Below are 15,521 nucleotides of genomic sequence, written 5' to 3' on the forward strand. Positions count from 1 at the left end.
CGAAAACTGCAAGTGGGCGCAGTTGTGTGCGGGCTCTCAGCTCCAGGACCGCGCCGCGCGCCTTTTCATCTGTCGAAAATGATGTCGAGAGGCAAATGGGATTTCACGATCGGTGACTTCAGCACGACGAAACTGAAATATTTGTCGATCCCGATATCCAATTCGAGCATGCGCTCCATGATCGTCTGATACTCGCTGATGCCCGCTGTCACGAACTTCACAAGGTAATCGTACCCGCCCGAAATCAGATGGCATTCGATGACGGAATCGACTTTCTGAATGGCGGTGAGAAATCTCGCGAAGTCGTTTTGTTGATGGTGCTTGAGCGTAACCTCGGTGAAGATCGTTAGAGTCTGTCCGAGCTTGGACACATCGATCTGGGCGGAATAGCCGGTAATGAAGCCTTCCGCCTGAAGCTTCTTCACCCGCATCAGGCAAGGGCTCGGCGAAAGGTTGACCAGGTCGGCAAGCTCGACGTTGGTAACCCGCCCGTTCTTTTGCAGTTGGGATAAGATCTTGATGTCGATCTTGTCGAGCTTCATTGGAAACCTGTCACACGTTCGAACCGCGGATCGTCCGGCAGACGGCGTCCGTCACGTCCTGCGTGGTCGCTCTGCCACCCACGTCCGGCATCAGCACGCCTTCACTCGTAACCGCTTCCACAGCGCTCATCAACCGGAGGGCGGCTGCGCTTTCGCCCAGATGTTCGAGCATCTGGGCCGCGGTCCAGAAGGTCGCGACAGGGTTGGCGATACCCTTGCCGGCAATGTCGAAAGCCGATCCGTGAATTGGCTCGAACATCGAGGGATAGCGCCGCTCGGGATCAATGTTGGCGGTCGGTGCAACGCCGAGACTGCCCGCCAGCGCGCCTGCAAGGTCCGACAAAATATCGGCGTGAAGATTGGTGGCTACGATCGTATCGAGGCTGCGAGGTTTCAGTGTCATGCGCACCGTCATAGCATCAACCAGCATCTTGTCCCACGCGACGTCAGGGAACTCTTGCGCCACCTCGGCTGCGATTTCATCCCACATTACCATGCCGTGACGCTGCGCGTTGGATTTCGTAACGACAGTCAGGAGCTTTCGCGGCCGTGACCGCGCCAGCCGGAATGCATAGCGCATGATGCGGGTGACACCGACGCGCGTGAAGATCGCGACTTCGGTTCCGACCTCCTCGGGGAGACCGCGGTGGGCGCGGCCGCCATGGCCGGAATACTCACCCTCTGAATTCTCCCTCACGATCACCCAATCCAGATCGCCGGGCCCAACGCCCGCCAGCGGCGAAACGATGCCGGGCAAAATCCTGGTCGGCCGCACGTTCGCGTATTGATCAAAGCCTTGGCAGATCGGCAGCCGGAGACCCCAGAGCGTGATGTCGTCGGGCACATCGGGAGCGCCGACCGCACCGAAGAAGATGGCATCGAAGCGCTTCAGTTGCGCTACTCCATCTTCGGGCATCATCCGACCATTGGCCTTGTAGTAGTCCGAGCCCCAGTCGAAGTGCTGGACGCGCAGCTTGAAGTCGCCGCAGCGCTGCTGCAGCGCCTCAAGCGCCTGGAGACCGGCGGCGATCACCTCTGGGCCGATCCCGTCGGCAGGAATGGCGGCAATCTCGTATTCGCGCATCGTCACTTCTCTGTTTTCAGCACTGGCTGCTCGAGCCTCAATCTCGTGTGCGACCGATTGTGCGTTGGCAAGCCGATTTTCTCAGAATTCAGCGACCTTGCCCCACGCAGCGGTCTTCAGGCGTTCGGGCCTATAAGGACGCGGATCGACAATAGGCTCGCTGCCTGTGATGATGTCGGCGATCATATGCCCCGCGCCGGGGCCAATCCCGAAGCCATGACCACTGAATCCCGCCGCCAGGATGAAGCCCGGAATCCCCTCCACTTCGCCGATCGCGGGAATGCCGTCGGGCGTGCTGTCGATATAACCCGCCCAGGCATCGGAGATCGCGACGCGCTGGAGTTCGGGGATCAATTCGCAGGCTCTTCGATATGTCAGCCGAATCTGTCCCATGTCGGGCTTCGGGTCGAGAATCCGGTTCCGTTCCATTGGCGTAATATCGTCAAGGCCCCATTTGCGCAGGCTTTCATGGCCCTGACGCCAGCCCTCGAAGGCGCCCGGGGCGAGATTGCGCCAGCGGCGGGCGAACATCGGTATAAACTCGCGGCTGAACCTGAACTGCTGCGGCGTCAGGTCAACGCGAGCCCGCCCGCTGATCGCCAGCGTGTATCCACCGTTGCTGCGCCGCGTCAGCGAGACGTTCGCGGTATGCAGGGCATCGGGCAGGCCGCTTGCGCCTGGCGCCACGGCTAGAATGGACTGACGCACGGCAGCTTGCGGGAAGCGCATACCAAGCTGGTTGCAGAAGGAGGAAGCCCACGCGCCTCCGGCCATGACCACGGTCTTCGTACGGATGGTTCCCGCTTCCGTCACGACGCCGCTGACCCTGCCGGCGCTCAACTCCAGTCCACGCGCCGCGCAATGCTGATGCACGGTACCGCCCGCCGCCATGATACCGCGCGCGGCAACCGGCACTGCCTTGGAGGGATCCGCCGTTCCGTCAGTCGGTGAGAAAACGCCGCCCTTCCATTTGCGCCCGGTCGCCTTGCCCTTCTCGGTGGCTTCCTCTGCGCTCAGAACATGCGTCGTAACGCCCGCCGTCGTGGCGAAGTCACGCCATTTCGCCCAGCCCGCCAGCTCATTTTCGTCCTGTGAGAGATAGAGGAGCCCGCAACGGCGAAATCCAGTATCCCCGCCAGTCTCCTGCGCCACCTTCTCCCAGAGATCGAGGCTCTTGGTTGCCATAGGCAACTCGCGCGCATCGCGATTCTGCTGGCGGCACCAGCCCCAGTTTCGACTGGACTGCTCGGCGGCCACCCGCCCTTTCTCGACCAGGGCGACGCTGACGCCGCGGCGCGCGAGATAATACGCCGTGAACACTCCCACGACGCCGCCGCCGATGACGACGACCTCCGCCTCGCGGGGCAGGGAAGGGCTGCACTCGATGTGCATTAGCGGCGCGCGCATCTGCGGAACTCCGGTAACTTTGAAGCATTCTAACCCGCGCCGAGAATAGACAGGCTGCGGAGTTGCGTGCCTGGACGGAATATCCTGCGGTTAGCGGCCCTTAGGATATGCAATTGTTGCGTGAAAAGTTCGCTGGCATCCTACCCACAGAGGGGAGGTAGGCTGAAGCTTCAAAGCCATCTCATGTGAAGGGGCGTTGCGTTGCGTGTGCGGCCTAAAACTCAGCGACCTTGCTCCATGCCGAGTTGTTGAAGCGTTCCGGTCTATACGGAACGGGGTCGACGATCGGTTCGGCTCCGGTGGCAAGATCCGCGATCAGGTGGCCGGCGCCGGGGCCAATCCCGAAGCCGTGCCCGGAAAAGAAGACGTTGTCGCTGCGGCATTGCGGGGCCGGGCCAAGCAAGGCTTCGGCCGGCAGCGAAGCAGACGGCCTGAAGTCGGCGTCGAGCGCGGTCATGATTGCTCCTGCGCGTTGCGCCATGATTTTACTGAAAAACCTAGCGGACGGCACCGTCGCTCCAGGCAGTCAACCGGGATCGCTCAGAGTGAGCGAGATCAGTTCCCGCGGGTGGGTAGGAGGGTAGAGCGGTTGACGTCGCCAGCAACACTTCACATCCTTCCTCGCCCAAGGCCACCGCACTGTGCTCAACGCCATATGGCACGACGATGAACTCTCCGGGTTCGATGATCTCTTCACGGTCACGAAATTTCATGAGCAGGCGTCCGCGGTGAACAAAGAACAGTTGATCGTCGTGCTGCCGAAATGACCAGTTAGAGGCTCCCTTGAACAGGGCGACCTGGATTTGCATGTTGTTGACATGCACCTCGACTTTAGGCTCCCAAGGCGCGTGCAGCCCGGCAAACTCAATTGACAAATTCTTCTTGTGAACTGGGGAAAGGTGCTTGTTCAGCGCAGCGACGTCGCGAATGATTGCATTGAGTTGGCTTGGTAGGTCATGCCCATTGGCCGGGTACTTGCCATCCAAAGCCGCAGTCCCAATCGTAAAACCAGCTGCGCCGGCGCTTTGGACGACTGCAATTCGTTCTGGGGTGTCGATCGAACCTGCAATGTAGACAGGCTTGTTGACTGCAGCGCAGACGGCCTTCATCAACTCGGGCACGTTCTCCGCCGAACGGTATGCCAACAGGTCCAGGCCATGGACCCCATCTCGCTCTGCAATCGTCTTGGCACTTTCGACAATTTCGTCGATGGCGCCTTCAAGCACGCTCGGATGACCGGCAATCCGACCCGGGAACGGGAAGTACTGGATGCCGGTGTCCCTGAGGATAGGCAGCACATCGTCGACCCGCGTGCCACCAAGAAGAACGTCAACGCCGATTGCGGCAGCTGCCTTTGCCGAAGCAATTTCGCTTTCGCGGTCCAATGACACGACTTCCAGATAGGAAGTTGCACCGCCCGTCCTGATAGCTGCATTGAGGCCTTTCAGCTGTTCCAGCGGCAAGCCGATGTCCTTGAACCCGATGTGCCGCACGCCGAGGCCGAGCGCGGTTTGAAGTTGCTGCGAGGCGTCCGAAACCGTTCGGTCGTTGCGCGTGAGCATGAAGATGAAGCGTAGCCCCATTGGTGTGGTACCTTTCGTATCTAGTTCGTCTTGGTTTGTGCCGCCACAAGGCGCTTGGCGTAGGCAAGTGCTGTTTCCAAGCTGGCCTGGTCTGCAATCCCCCGGCCCGCGATGTCGAACGCCGTGCCGTGATCTGGGCTGGTACGGACGAACGGCAGGCCAAGCGTGATGTTCACGCCCTTTTCCAGCCCGAGATACTTCACAGGGATCAGCCCCTGGTCGTGGTATTGAGCTACCACAACATCGAATCGGCCTTGACGTGCTTGCATGAAAACGGTGTCGCCCGGATAGGGACCAGTGGCATCGATCCCCTCAGCACGGCATGCGTCGATTGCAGGTCGTATGATCCGGATCTCCTCGTCGCCGAAGATGCCACCTTCACCTGCATGCGGGTTGAGACCCGCTACGGCGATACGCGGGGTCGCGAAGCCGAGAGCCTTTCCACCCTCATGGGCAAGCCGGATGGCGGATAGCTGAGCGTCGAAATCACCTTGTTCGATCGCCTTGCTCAGCGACGTGTGGATCGTGACGAGCACCGTGCGGATGTCATCGTTCGCAAGCATCATCGCCACGCGCTTGGCGCCGCCGTAGTCGGCCAGAATTTCGGTATGGCCGGGGTAGCCGATTCCCGCGCTGGCCATCGCCTCTTTATTGATCGGCGCCGTGACGATGCCGCTCACTTCTCCGGACTTCGCAGCTGCGATCGCCGCAACGATGGCGTCGAAGGCCGCCTGTCCAGAGATCGCGCTGATACGCCCGATTGGAGGAGGCTCAGTAATCCGGGTGGTGTCGATGACTTCAATTGCCTGCGGCTGAAACTGAGCTGCATGGGCCGCATTGATGCGTCGCACCTCGACGTTCAACCCGAGCCGCCGCACGATGTCCTGCATGACAACATAGCTGCCGAACACGACGACGCGTTCGCCGCCCTTCGCAAGCAGCTTCGCCACGATCTCCGGCCCAATGCCGGAGGCGTCGCCCATTGTGAGAGCAAGCGGGGGAATGTTCTTCATTGGGTTGCTCCACGTATCCGCGCGACGGCGCGCTCCAGGGCGTCGTCACTGCCAAAGCCACCCGCCTTCATAGCGAGCAAGAGCGAGCGCCCATCGCCAAGCCTGGCGAGACCAAGCGGGAATCCGGGATCGAGTTCTTGCAGGATCTCGAACTCACGGACGTTGAGAAGGTCCAGGATCGCTTCCATCGTGTCGCCGCCGGTAGCGATCAAAGCGCCGAAGCGTGGGCTTTGAAGCTCTCGCGCTGCGTCTTGTGCGATGCGGCGCAGCACTGCTGCCGAGTCCCGCTCGCGCGCCCTTGGTCCGCGCAGCAGCATGACGCCGCTGACCTCCTGGAGTTGATCTGCTTGCTGATGACTGCACATATTTGCGCTCCCAATAACCACCAAGACATCGCTACTGATGCCATCGAGCAATGGCGGTAGGGCCTTCGCCGGCACAAAATGCCGCGATAGCGCTGTAGCCATTCCAGGAGAGCCAACCCAAAGGATCGACGCTGGATCCTCGATGGCAGCAATCTGCGAGTCGAGTTCTTCCTGCGTTACTGCATCAAGCAGCGTGACATTCTTGATGCAGCTCGGGACCAGGTCGACTAGTGCCGAATGCCGCGCGGGATGCACAGGGTCATGGCCATACGAACTTTCCGAGACCGGAATGCCGTCAACAAGCTGAATGCCCCTCACTGTCGTACGACCGGCCTCCGGGAACGCCGGTGCAAACACCAGTGCTCTGCGGCCGCTCGCCGCAAAACATGCTTCAAGCTCCGCCGTTATGTGACCGCGAAGTGTGGAGTCCACCGTTTTATAGAGCACGGTATGGCCGGCAAGTCGGGCGGTTAATCGAGCGACCGCCTCGAACGCTTGCGACCGAGTCGCAGACCGCGAACCGCTATCGATTGCAATTATCGCTGCCGCTTCCGCTTGGCGCGGAAGCTGGCCCCTGCCGATTGACGCAGTCAAGCCACTGGCGACGAAAGGTGCTGCACCATCTGCCGCGCTGGTGAGGTCATCGGCGAGGACCGCTATACTGGGTTGATGATTGGTGCGCATGCATCAACTAACAAAACCTCACCAAGAATGAATAGCGATAGTTTCTGACAAAATCGGTGATAGATTGTCACGGATGGATCGCTCAGACATACCATCGCTCGACGACCTGCGAGCGTTCGAAGCAACAGCGCGGCTAGGCTCGGTCCGGCTTGCAGCAGACTCGCTTGCGCTCACGCACGGCGCCGTCAGTCGCCGTATCACCAAGCTCGCCAACGACATCGGGGTCAGGTTGTTTGAAAAGAATGGGCGAGGCCTGCGGCTCACCCCGGCCGGCGAGACACTCAACCTCACCCTCAGCAGGTTCTTCGGTGAGTTGGCCGCCACGGTACAAAGCCTGCGTGCTGCCAATGCCGGGAGGAGTGCTCTGGTGCTCTCCTGCGAGCCTTCCGTTGCCATGCGTTGGCTCATTCCGCGGCTGGGGGCGCTTCAAGTGGCGCATCCGAACATGGCCCTCCACCTTTCCGTAGGTGGAGGGCTTGTGGACTTTCGTAAGAAAGAGGTCGATCTCGCTATTCGACGGCTGGACTTCGCTGTGCCTGAGACGTGGAACGTCCGGCCCCTTTTTCCCGAAAAGGTTGGGCCTGTCATGAGGCCGGAACTAGTGCCAGCTTTCGGGCGTGGCGACTATCTCGCTCTCGGGTCGAAGACCCGACCTGACGCGTGGGCGCAATGGCTGAAGACCCATCCGTCGGCGCGTCGACCCACAGAAATCCGGTACTTCGACAATCACGCCCTGATTGTCGAAGCTGCATCTGCAGGCCTGGGTGTAGCCCTCAGTCCGCTCGTCCTCGCGATTGACGATGTGGAACGAGGAAGCCTGGAGGCACCTGCTGGCTTTGACCCTGACGGTAGTCAATATGGGTTGATATGGTTGGGGTCGAGTGAACTCCAAGGTGTGGAGTTTGAACTCGCAGAGTGGCTCCAAGCGCAGTTCAGCCGCTTGGGCCCAAATCACCTTTGAAAGAGCGCCCTGCGAGCTTCGCCTAGCTGAATGTGGCCGACCCGGCGTCGAAAAGCAGCAACTGGGCATTGATGGGCAGGGTAGAGTTCCTCGATAAGCGGCACAGTTTGCCGTGCTTGCTTCCGCACTAGCTTTTATAGGCATCCAGATGAGGCATCGCATGGGCGCATCACGGGCTTCGTGCAGGTGACGCCGGTTGTTACCTGCCTTCAACACCTGGATGGGCGCGATCCATTTCAAATGCAGAAAATTCCGGCGCGGCGGATCGTGCAAATTTCCTGTGGCAAGGAATGCCGTGCCCGCCTTGGACAGGTCGGCACGGCCGCTGGCGTCATCGCTCATTCATTTTCGGGCAATCACTCTCAGACTCTCACCTATCCCACGCTATCATCAGCAGGCCAAACAGAGTGAAATGCCAATTGAGCCGTTCTTTTCAGAAGTTCCTGCCGCCCGAGGCTCAACTTTCGAAGACTCTGCGGAAACAGAACAGTCAAACTGGCTGGAAGAACGGGGCACCCTTCCTTACGGCAGGCAAGCTCCAGAGGACCTCCGATAGGCAGAGCTTGCCCGTTTGGAGGGTTCTCCAAGAAAGGGGAACAATGTCCGGTACGGGGACCGGACTTCAAAAGGGAGCCGCCAGGATGAGTAGTATCCGTCTCTTGCAGCCTCAGGGCGCGAAGCGCCGAAATGGCCAGGCTACGGAAGCTAGGGTCACGCGTTGCTGCTCAAGGAGCGATGATGGGATCCGCAACAGGGTGGATCCGCTTCGATGGAATGGGAGGTGATCCAGATGGTCGCAAGCATCCAGGCTGTAGCCTCTCACGATGTGGCGCTTTCGGTGCGCGACCTCACGGTGAATTTGCCGAAAGGCATGGAGCGAACCTATGCGGTCGAGAACATTTCCTTCGATCTGAAACGCGGCCAGATCCTGTGCATCATTGGCGAGTCCGGATCGGGTAAGTCGGTGACGGCAAACGCGATCATGGGCCTTCTGCCAAAGGTGATCCGCGTCTCCTCGGGTGTGATCCAGCTGGAGGGAATGAACATCGTCGGGATGTCGCCCGACAAGCTGCGCAACCTGCGTGGTCGGGTCGTGTCGATGATCTTTCAGGACCCACTCTCGGCGCTCAACCCCCTGATGACGGTGGGCGCGCAGATCGACGAGGTCATGGCCGCGCATGGCTTCGGCACGTCACAAGCCTGTCGAAACCGCGCCATCGAGTTGCTCACCGAAGTGGGGTTGCCAGATCCCGAACTCATGTATCACCAATATCCTTTCCGGCTTTCGGGCGGGCAGCGGCAGCGCGTAATGATCGCCATGGCCTTGGCGCTTGAGCCAACGGTGCTGATCGCCGATGAGCCGACCACCGCCCTCGACGTCACCACCCAGGCACAGATCCTGGAACTGATCAGAGACATTCAGCGCCGCAAGGGGATGAGCGTGATGTTCATCACCCACGATTTTGGCGTGGTGGCCGAGATCGCCGACAGTGTCGTGGTGATGGAAAAGGGTCACATCGTCGAGCAGGGCAGCGCCGAACAGGTGTTGAAGGCGCCCAAGCATCCTTACACCCAGCGCCTGATCGCGGCCGTACCACATCTGATCGGCGAGGATCGCCCTCGTGCGGAGCCTGCCAGCAAGGAGCCAATCCTGAAGGTCGAGGGTCTAGTGAAGACCTATCATGGCGGCGGCGCGCTGTTCGGCGCGCAGCGAATTGTGAAAGCTGTGAACGAGGTTTCGTTCGAACTGGCGCCTGGCCGAACGCTGGGGGTCGTAGGCGAGAGCGGTTCGGGAAAATCCTCGCTGGGCCGGCTTCTGATCAAATTGCTAGACAGCGACGGCGGCGAGATTTTGTTCGAGGGATCTGACATCGCCAAGCTTTCCGAAGCGAAGTTCCGCCCGCTAAGACCACGGATCCAGATGATCTTCCAGGATCCCTTCGCGTCCCTGAACCCACGCTCAACGGTCGGCCACATCATCACGGTAGGCCCGGTGGCACACGGGATGCCTTATGCCCAGGCGCGCGAAGAAGCGCGGACGCTTCTGGCCCATGTCGGTCTCGATGCCGGCGCCTTCGACCGCTATCCGCACGAGTTTTCTGGTGGGCAACGCCAGCGAATCGGTATCGCTCGGGCTTTGATGTTCAAGCCGAAGCTTTTGATTGCCGACGAGGCGGTCTCCGCGCTCGACGTGTCGATCCAGGCGCAGATCCTGCAGCTCCTGGATCAGATCCAGCGAGAGACCGGCGTGTCGATGGTCTTCATCACGCACGATTTGCGTGTCGCCAGCCAGATCTGCGACGAAATCGCTGTGATGCAGAAAGGCCGGATCGTCGAGCGCGGACCGCCCTCGCAGATATTCCTGAACCCGCAAGCGGCCTACACGCGCCAACTCGTGGCGGCAATTCCAGGAGAGAGGCCGGGCAATGCCCGTCCAATTGCAGCAAACGCATGAAAAATAACAAGAGAGGAACTACCATGACCAAAGATTCAACGACTACATCCAACTACTCGAGACGCCAGGCGCTGCGGCTGATGGCGCTAGGTGGAGCTGCAGGCTTGATCGCGCCCAATCTGCTGGGCAAGCCCGCTTTTGCCAAGATCCCTGCCGGAGGTCCGGCCGGTCGCGTCGTCGTCGGTCTTTCACAAGAGCCGACCGTGTTCAATCCGTTGATGGCGCACATCGAAGTCGATGACGCGGTCCATTTCTCGGTTTTCGATGCGCTGGTCCGGATGGACGCCAAGGGAGTCTTTCAGCCGAATCTAGCGGCCGAGGTGCCAAGCCAGAAGAACGGCGGCATTTCGCCGGACGGTCTCAACTGGCGCATCCGGTTGCGTGACGATGTACGCTGGCACGACGGCGAGCCCTTCACGGCCGAGGACGTGAAGTACACCCTGGAACTCATCACGAACCCGAAGTTTCGCGCTTGGCGCACGAGCGGTCACACGCTCGTCCAGGACATCACAGTGGTTTCACCCACCGAGATCACATGGCGGATGAAGGAGGCTTTTGCGCCCTATCTTTCGTTCCTGGCCGAGACCTTCATGGTGCCCAAGCACATTCTGGGGAAAGAGGCCGATCCGAATGCAGCCGGGTTCAACCAGGCGCCGGTCGGCACCGGCGCATTCAAATGGAGCCAGCGCGTCGCGGGCGATCATATCGAACTAGTCGCCAATCCTGAGTATGCCGGCGAAGGTCCGTATATCGAACAGCTCATCTTCAAATACATTCCCGATATGACGGTGCTCTACACTCAGTTCAAGAGCGGCGACGTTGACCTGGTCGATCAGTCGTACATCACTCCCGACCACTACACTGAAGCCCACGAACTGCCCGACCGTTTGGTGACACTCGAGACCGGGTCGTCCCTGGAGTCGTTCTTCCTGAATTTGGGCCGCCCGCAGTTCAAGGACGTGGCCGTGCGCCAGGCGCTCTACGCGGCCCTGGACAGGAAAGCGATTGTCGACACGATCTACTACGGCGTGGGCACTCTCACCGAGAGTTTCATGCCGAAGGAGTCCTTCTATTACGACCCGAACCTGCCGGCTCAGGAGTTCAATCTGGACCGGGCGCGCCAAATCCTCGATGAGGCCGGCTGGAAGCCGGGGCCGGATGGAATCCGCGCCAAGGATGGAGTGCGGCTGGCCTTCTCCAACTCGACAACTTCTGGCAACAACCTGCGCGAGCAGACTCAGCAGTTCATGCAGCAGACGTTTGCCGAGATCGGCGTCGAGATGACGATCTCAAACTTGCCGGCTGCCGTCATGTGGGGGGATTTCTGGCTGAAGTCGCAATTCGACACCGCCATGTCGGGCGTCACCTATTTGATTGCCGCGGACCCCGACGCCACAAACCGGCTGCATACGAAGGCAATCGCGGCTCAAGGCGGACACGGTTCGAACACGGCGCAATATTCCAATCCTGAGGTCGATGCCCTGCTCGACAAGGGTGCTCGCAGCTTCGATCCGGAAGAGCGGCGTGGGATCTACAATCGCGTGCAGGAGATGGTGCGCCATGATCTGCCCTTCCTGCCGCTGTTCGCCTACACAAACGTCCTCGGGCGCAAGAAGGGGCTGGGCGGCTTCGAGCCCAATCCCAACACGCGCACCGCGTCGTGGCATGCTGCAGTCTGGCAGTGGAAGGCCTAAATCCACGCCGTTGCCGCCGCCCAGTTTCACCACGGCGGCGGCAACAAACTGAAATCGTCAACCTACAACGGAGGACTCAGAATGCGCGGCTTCCTGCTCAATCGCCTCTCGCAGAGCCTGGTGCTGCTTGTGATCGTTTCGATCATCGGCTTCGGCATTCTGAATCTTCTGCCCGGTGGCCCGATGGCACAATTCGGGCTCGATCCCGGCATGACCCAGCAGGATATCGAGCGTCTCAAGGGGCTGCTGGGCCTTGATCGCCCTATATGGGTCCAATATCTGGACTGGGCATGGCGGCTGCTGCGGGGCGACTGGGGTCACTCCTTCCGCGACGGAGCGCCGGTATTGCAGATCATTGGCAGCCATGTGTTCGCCACGCTGCTGCTGATGGGATCCTCAACCGTGATTGCGATCTCCATCGGCGCCTGGATTGGAATCCGCGGCGCCACACGCCGCTACTCGCTGTTCGACTATCTCGCAACCGTTGGCGCCATGGTCGCGTTGTCGGTTCCTACCTTCTGGTTCGGACTCGTCGGCATCTACATCTTTTCCCTGAAGTTGGGCTGGCTGCCGGCTGGCAATATGTCCGAGATCGGCGATAGCTCGATCCTGGGCTATCTCCATCATCTGATCCTGCCAAGCATCGTGCTGTCGCTGGTCCATGTCGCGATCTGGAGCCGCTACATGCGAACGGCGACCCTCGACGCCATCAGCCAGGACTTCGTCAAGACGGCTCGGGCCAAGGGCTTGAGTGAACGCCGGATTTTGATGAAGCATGTCGTGGGCAACGCTCTTTTGCCGATGATTACCTTGGCCGGGATGCAGCTTCCTAGCGTCCTGACCGGCGCGCTGGTGACCGAAACTGTCTTTACCTGGCCAGGAATGGGACGTTTGTTTCTCGATAGCCTTGGTTACAGCGACTATCCGGTTGTGATGGGGTTGCTGATGTTCTCGGCCATCCTCGTTCTGCTTGGAAACCTGATCGCCGACATTGTCGTCGCTATCGTCGATCCGCGTATTCGTCTGGCTTGAGCGCGCAACTTCCCCGACAGGAGACAGCCGATATGACCGCTCTCACCGCAAATGCAGCTCCAAGCCGATGGATAAACAACCGCGCGGCGCTTCGTTTCATGCGGCATCGCCTGGCGCTGCTCGGCTTGGCGATGATCATTTTCCTCTGCCTCGCTTGCGTCGTCGGCCCGCACCTCCTGCCTTATGACTCACTGTATATCGATCTGCGGGCCCGCTTTGCCCCCCCGCTTACGGGGCACCACTTTCTGGGCACAGATCCGCTGGGTCGGGATCTTGCGGCAAGGCTCTTGATGGCGGGACGAATCTCGTTGCTGGTAGGCTTTTTCGCAATGGTGTTGTCGACGCTGATCGGCACGCTCGTCGGGGTAATTGCTGGATACCGCGGCGGCTGGATAGGAGCGTCGCTGATGCGCATGGTAGACGGCTTTCTGGCCTTCCCGTCTATCTTCCTTGTGCTGGCCCTTGCCGCAGCGCTGAAACCCAGCCCGATAATGATTACCGTCGTCATCGCTGCGACCAGCTGGATGGAAGTAGCCCGAATTGTAGAGGCCGAGGTCCGCTCGCTCCGCGAGCGCGAATTCGTCCAGGCCGGGCGAATGCTGGGGCTGAGCGGCACACATATCATGTTTCGGGAGATCCTTCCCAACGCCATCGGTCCAATCATCGTTGCTTCGACCTTGACCGTCGCGCGTGCCATTCTCATGGAAGCCTATATCAGCTTCGTCGGCTACGGGATCCAGCCGCCACTGCCCAGCTGGGGGAACATGCTCAATGGCGCCCAGCAATATCTGGGCACCGCACCATGGCTGGCAATCATTCCCGGAGCGGCAATCACCATCGCGGTGACCAGTTTCAATTTCATCGGCGACGGACTGCGTGACGCTCTGGATGTGCGAGATGACCATATTTGAATACCGCGACCCGTCACATTCCTAAACGCTGGAACATCAAGAGAAGTCAGTCACGTGCAAGAGCCCGAAGTCGCCGAAAAGAACACGCCCTACTGGTGGGAAGCGGCGCCCGTCATGCCGCTGTCGCGGCAGCCGCTGGCAAAGAAGCTCGACGTGGTGATTGTCGGCGCCGGCTATGCCGGGCTTTCGGCCGGGCTTGTGCTGGCGCGCGAGGGGCGCTCGGTTGCCGCTTTTGATGCGATGCATCCGGGCGAGGGTGCTTCAACGCGCAACGGCGGGATTACCAGCGGGAGCATTCGGCCGGATTCTGCCACGATCACCAGGCGCTTCGGTGAAGAGAAGGCCATGGCGATCGAGGCCGAGGGCAAGGTTGCGCGCGAATTCCTCTACGAATTCATCAAGACCGAAGGGCTCGACTGCGACTTCCGCCTGGTCGGCCAGTTCAAAGGCGCTTTCGGATATGAACAGTATGAGAAGATGGCGCGCGGCGCCGAGAGGCTGGCGAAGAAACTGGGGATTGAGTCCTACGCCGTTCCGCATGCCGAGCAGCGGAACTATATCGGCACCGATTTCTACCGCGGCGGAACCGTTCGGACGGACATTGGCGGGCTACACCCGGCAAAGTTCCACGCTGAACTCCTGCGGGTGGCGCTCGCATCCGGATTGACGGTCCATTCGCATACGGCGGTCAAGTCGATCGAGAGGAATGGTTCGGGGTTTCGTGTCGTGACTTCGGCAGGGACGGTGGATGCACGGCAGGTTCTGGTCTGTACCAATGGATATACCGACGGCGCCGCTCCCTTTCTGCGCCGCCGCCTGGTTCCGGTCCGCAGCCGGATCATCGTGACAGAGGAACTCGCGCCCGATGTCATGGCGCGACTGATGCCGAGGCTGATGACGATCACCGAGGGCCGGCAACTCGGTTTCTATTATCGTCCATCGCCCGACGGAAAACGCATTCTGCTGGGAGGGCGCGACAGTTCTCGCGTCGGCGATCCGATTGCCCCGAAACTTCTCCTGCGCAAGGGCCTCGTGAACCTTTTCCCGGAATTGGAAAACGTGCGCCTCTCGCATTGCTGGTTCGGCAACGTCGCGATGAACCGCGACATGCTGCCCCGCATCTTCGAGAAGGGTGGTGTGGTCTATGCCACCGGCTTCTGCGGTTCAGGCGTGGTCTGGGCGCCATGGATCGGAATGCGTGCGGCCCACAAATTGATGGGGCATGGGGAGCAGTCGCGCACGGCGTTCGACTTTCGACCGCCCTCGGCCATCCCGCTCTATCGCGGCAATCCTTGGTTCATGCCGGCGATTATCCAGGGCTATCGGTTGCAGGACCGCATCGCCTTCTGGCGCGCCAGCCGCTGACCGGCAAAGGTGACGGGGCGCACGCCTTCGAATATGCCTGCGCCACGAACGACATCGAGCACCGTACGAGTGGGGCCAAGCATCATCGGACCAATGGACAGGTCGAGAGGATGTACCGCACGATCAAGGACGCCTCCGTCAAACGCTTGTCTACGAGAGCCACGATCAGCTCGGGTAACACCTCGTCGACTTCGTTGCCACCTACCACTTCGCACGCAGGCTCAAGACCCTCAAGCGCGATCCAACGGACTCGCGAGCAGGTTACGCCGCTCTGCGCCGAACTGGAACTCGGTCGGGCTTGAGCAGTTCGTATCGATCAAGGGATCAAAAACCCGCACATCTGGCGAAGTCCTAGATGATTTCGGCACATTCTTTCGAGCGCACGATGCGATGAAGGGCTGATCGGAACTTTGCTTCCGCATTCT

At 60.3% G+C, this 15,521-nt stretch carries 12 protein-coding genes and 2 pseudogenes; 7 read left to right on the plus strand and 7 right to left on the minus strand.

The window, feature by feature from the left end; genetic code table 11:
- Positions 1-65 precede the first annotated feature (65 nt).
- The 7 genes and pseudogenes from FJ940_RS12250 to FJ940_RS12280 form a co-directional block, all read right to left on the minus strand.
- Positions 66-542 carry an Lrp/AsnC family transcriptional regulator gene (locus tag FJ940_RS12250; protein ID WP_140656687.1) on the minus strand — a complete coding sequence of 159 codons (477 nt, stop codon included), beginning with the start codon at positions 540-542 and terminating at the stop codon, positions 66-68.
- Between the two features lie 10 nt (positions 543-552).
- Positions 553-1,626: a tartrate dehydrogenase gene (locus FJ940_RS12255; protein WP_140656688.1), complete on the minus strand. Its 1,074-nt coding sequence runs from the start codon at positions 1,624-1,626 to the stop codon at positions 553-555.
- 81 nt (positions 1,627-1,707) lie between these two features.
- On the minus strand, positions 1,708-3,033 hold the full coding sequence (locus FJ940_RS12260) for an FAD-binding oxidoreductase (RefSeq protein ID WP_140656689.1): 1,326 nt from the start codon (positions 3,031-3,033) through the stop codon (positions 1,708-1,710).
- Positions 3,034-3,247: 214 nt separating this feature from the next.
- A pseudogene (locus FJ940_RS12265) lies at positions 3,248-3,394 on the minus strand (D-amino-acid oxidase); the annotation flags it as partial.
- Positions 3,395-3,530: 136 nt separating this feature from the next.
- On the minus strand, positions 3,531-4,616 hold the full coding sequence (locus FJ940_RS12270) for a cupin domain-containing protein (protein WP_140656690.1): 1,086 nt from the start codon (positions 4,614-4,616) through the stop codon (positions 3,531-3,533).
- A gap of 20 nt (positions 4,617-4,636) precedes the next feature.
- Positions 4,637-5,629, minus strand: a complete 993-nt coding sequence (gene pdxA / locus FJ940_RS12275) for a 4-hydroxythreonine-4-phosphate dehydrogenase PdxA (RefSeq protein ID WP_140656691.1) — start codon at positions 5,627-5,629, stop codon at positions 4,637-4,639.
- Positions 5,626-6,678, minus strand: coding sequence for a four-carbon acid sugar kinase family protein (locus tag FJ940_RS12280; RefSeq protein ID WP_140656692.1), 1,053 nt, complete (start codon positions 6,676-6,678; stop codon positions 5,626-5,628). The genes pdxA and FJ940_RS12280 overlap by 4 nt, the downstream gene beginning before the upstream one ends.
- A gap of 73 nt (positions 6,679-6,751) precedes the next feature.
- Between FJ940_RS12280 and FJ940_RS12285 the strand changes: the two genes are divergently transcribed.
- From FJ940_RS12285 to FJ940_RS28760, 7 genes and pseudogenes are all read left to right on the plus strand, one after another.
- The gene (locus tag FJ940_RS12285) at positions 6,752-7,639 is read left to right on the plus strand and encodes a LysR family transcriptional regulator (RefSeq protein WP_140656694.1); all 888 of its coding nucleotides are present in this window, start codon (positions 6,752-6,754) and stop codon (positions 7,637-7,639) included.
- Positions 7,640-8,429: 790 nt separating this feature from the next.
- A complete protein-coding gene (locus tag FJ940_RS12290; RefSeq protein WP_140656760.1) occupies positions 8,430-10,094 on the plus strand; it encodes an ABC transporter ATP-binding protein in 1,665 nt (554 codons plus the stop codon).
- Positions 10,095-10,117: 23 nt separating this feature from the next.
- Entirely contained in the window at positions 10,118-11,788 is a 1,671-nt protein-coding gene (locus FJ940_RS12295; RefSeq protein ID WP_140656695.1) for a peptide ABC transporter substrate-binding protein, read from the plus strand.
- Positions 11,789-11,869: 81 nt separating this feature from the next.
- Positions 11,870-12,820, plus strand: a complete 951-nt coding sequence (locus FJ940_RS12300) for an ABC transporter permease (RefSeq protein WP_140656696.1) — start codon at positions 11,870-11,872, stop codon at positions 12,818-12,820.
- Positions 12,821-12,852: 32 nt separating this feature from the next.
- The gene (locus FJ940_RS12305) at positions 12,853-13,731 is read left to right on the plus strand and encodes an ABC transporter permease (RefSeq protein WP_140656697.1); all 879 of its coding nucleotides are present in this window, start codon (positions 12,853-12,855) and stop codon (positions 13,729-13,731) included.
- Between the two features lie 54 nt (positions 13,732-13,785).
- Entirely contained in the window at positions 13,786-15,096 is a 1,311-nt protein-coding gene (locus FJ940_RS12310; protein WP_140656698.1) for an FAD-binding oxidoreductase, read from the plus strand.
- A 47-nt stretch (positions 15,097-15,143) separates the two neighbouring features.
- A pseudogene (locus FJ940_RS28760) lies at positions 15,144-15,271 on the plus strand (IS481 family transposase); the annotation flags it as partial.
- Positions 15,272-15,521 lie beyond the last annotated feature (250 nt).

The organism is Mesorhizobium sp. B2-3-7 (genome assembly GCF_006442695.1).
In the GTDB taxonomy this organism is placed as follows: Bacteria; Pseudomonadota; Alphaproteobacteria; order Rhizobiales; family Rhizobiaceae; genus Mesorhizobium.

What these genes read in the sequence shown, in the direction of transcription:
- FJ940_RS12290 (WP_140656760.1), top strand. Translation starts at nt 8,430, where the DNA reads ATGGTCGCAAGCATCCAGGCTGTAGCCTCTCACGATGTGGCGCTTTCG.
- FJ940_RS12255 (WP_140656688.1), bottom strand. Translation starts at nt 1,626, where the DNA reads ATGCGCGAATACGAGATTGCCGCCATTCCTGCCGACGGGATCGGCCCA.
- FJ940_RS12260 (WP_140656689.1), bottom strand. Translation starts at nt 3,033, where the DNA reads ATGCGCGCGCCGCTAATGCACATCGAGTGCAGCCCTTCCCTGCCCCGC.
- FJ940_RS12270 (WP_140656690.1), bottom strand. Translation starts at nt 4,616, where the DNA reads ATGGGGCTACGCTTCATCTTCATGCTCACGCGCAACGACCGAACGGTT.
- FJ940_RS12285 (WP_140656694.1), top strand. Translation starts at nt 6,752, where the DNA reads ATGGATCGCTCAGACATACCATCGCTCGACGACCTGCGAGCGTTCGAA.
- FJ940_RS12250 (WP_140656687.1), bottom strand. Translation starts at nt 542, where the DNA reads ATGAAGCTCGACAAGATCGACATCAAGATCTTATCCCAACTGCAAAAG.
- FJ940_RS12305 (WP_140656697.1), top strand. Translation starts at nt 12,853, where the DNA reads ATGACCGCTCTCACCGCAAATGCAGCTCCAAGCCGATGGATAAACAAC.
- FJ940_RS12300 (WP_140656696.1), top strand. Translation starts at nt 11,870, where the DNA reads ATGCGCGGCTTCCTGCTCAATCGCCTCTCGCAGAGCCTGGTGCTGCTT.
- FJ940_RS12295 (WP_140656695.1), top strand. Translation starts at nt 10,118, where the DNA reads ATGACCAAAGATTCAACGACTACATCCAACTACTCGAGACGCCAGGCG.
- pdxA (WP_140656691.1), bottom strand. Translation starts at nt 5,629, where the DNA reads ATGAAGAACATTCCCCCGCTTGCTCTCACAATGGGCGACGCCTCCGGC.
- FJ940_RS12280 (WP_140656692.1), bottom strand. Translation starts at nt 6,678, where the DNA reads ATGCGCACCAATCATCAACCCAGTATAGCGGTCCTCGCCGATGACCTC.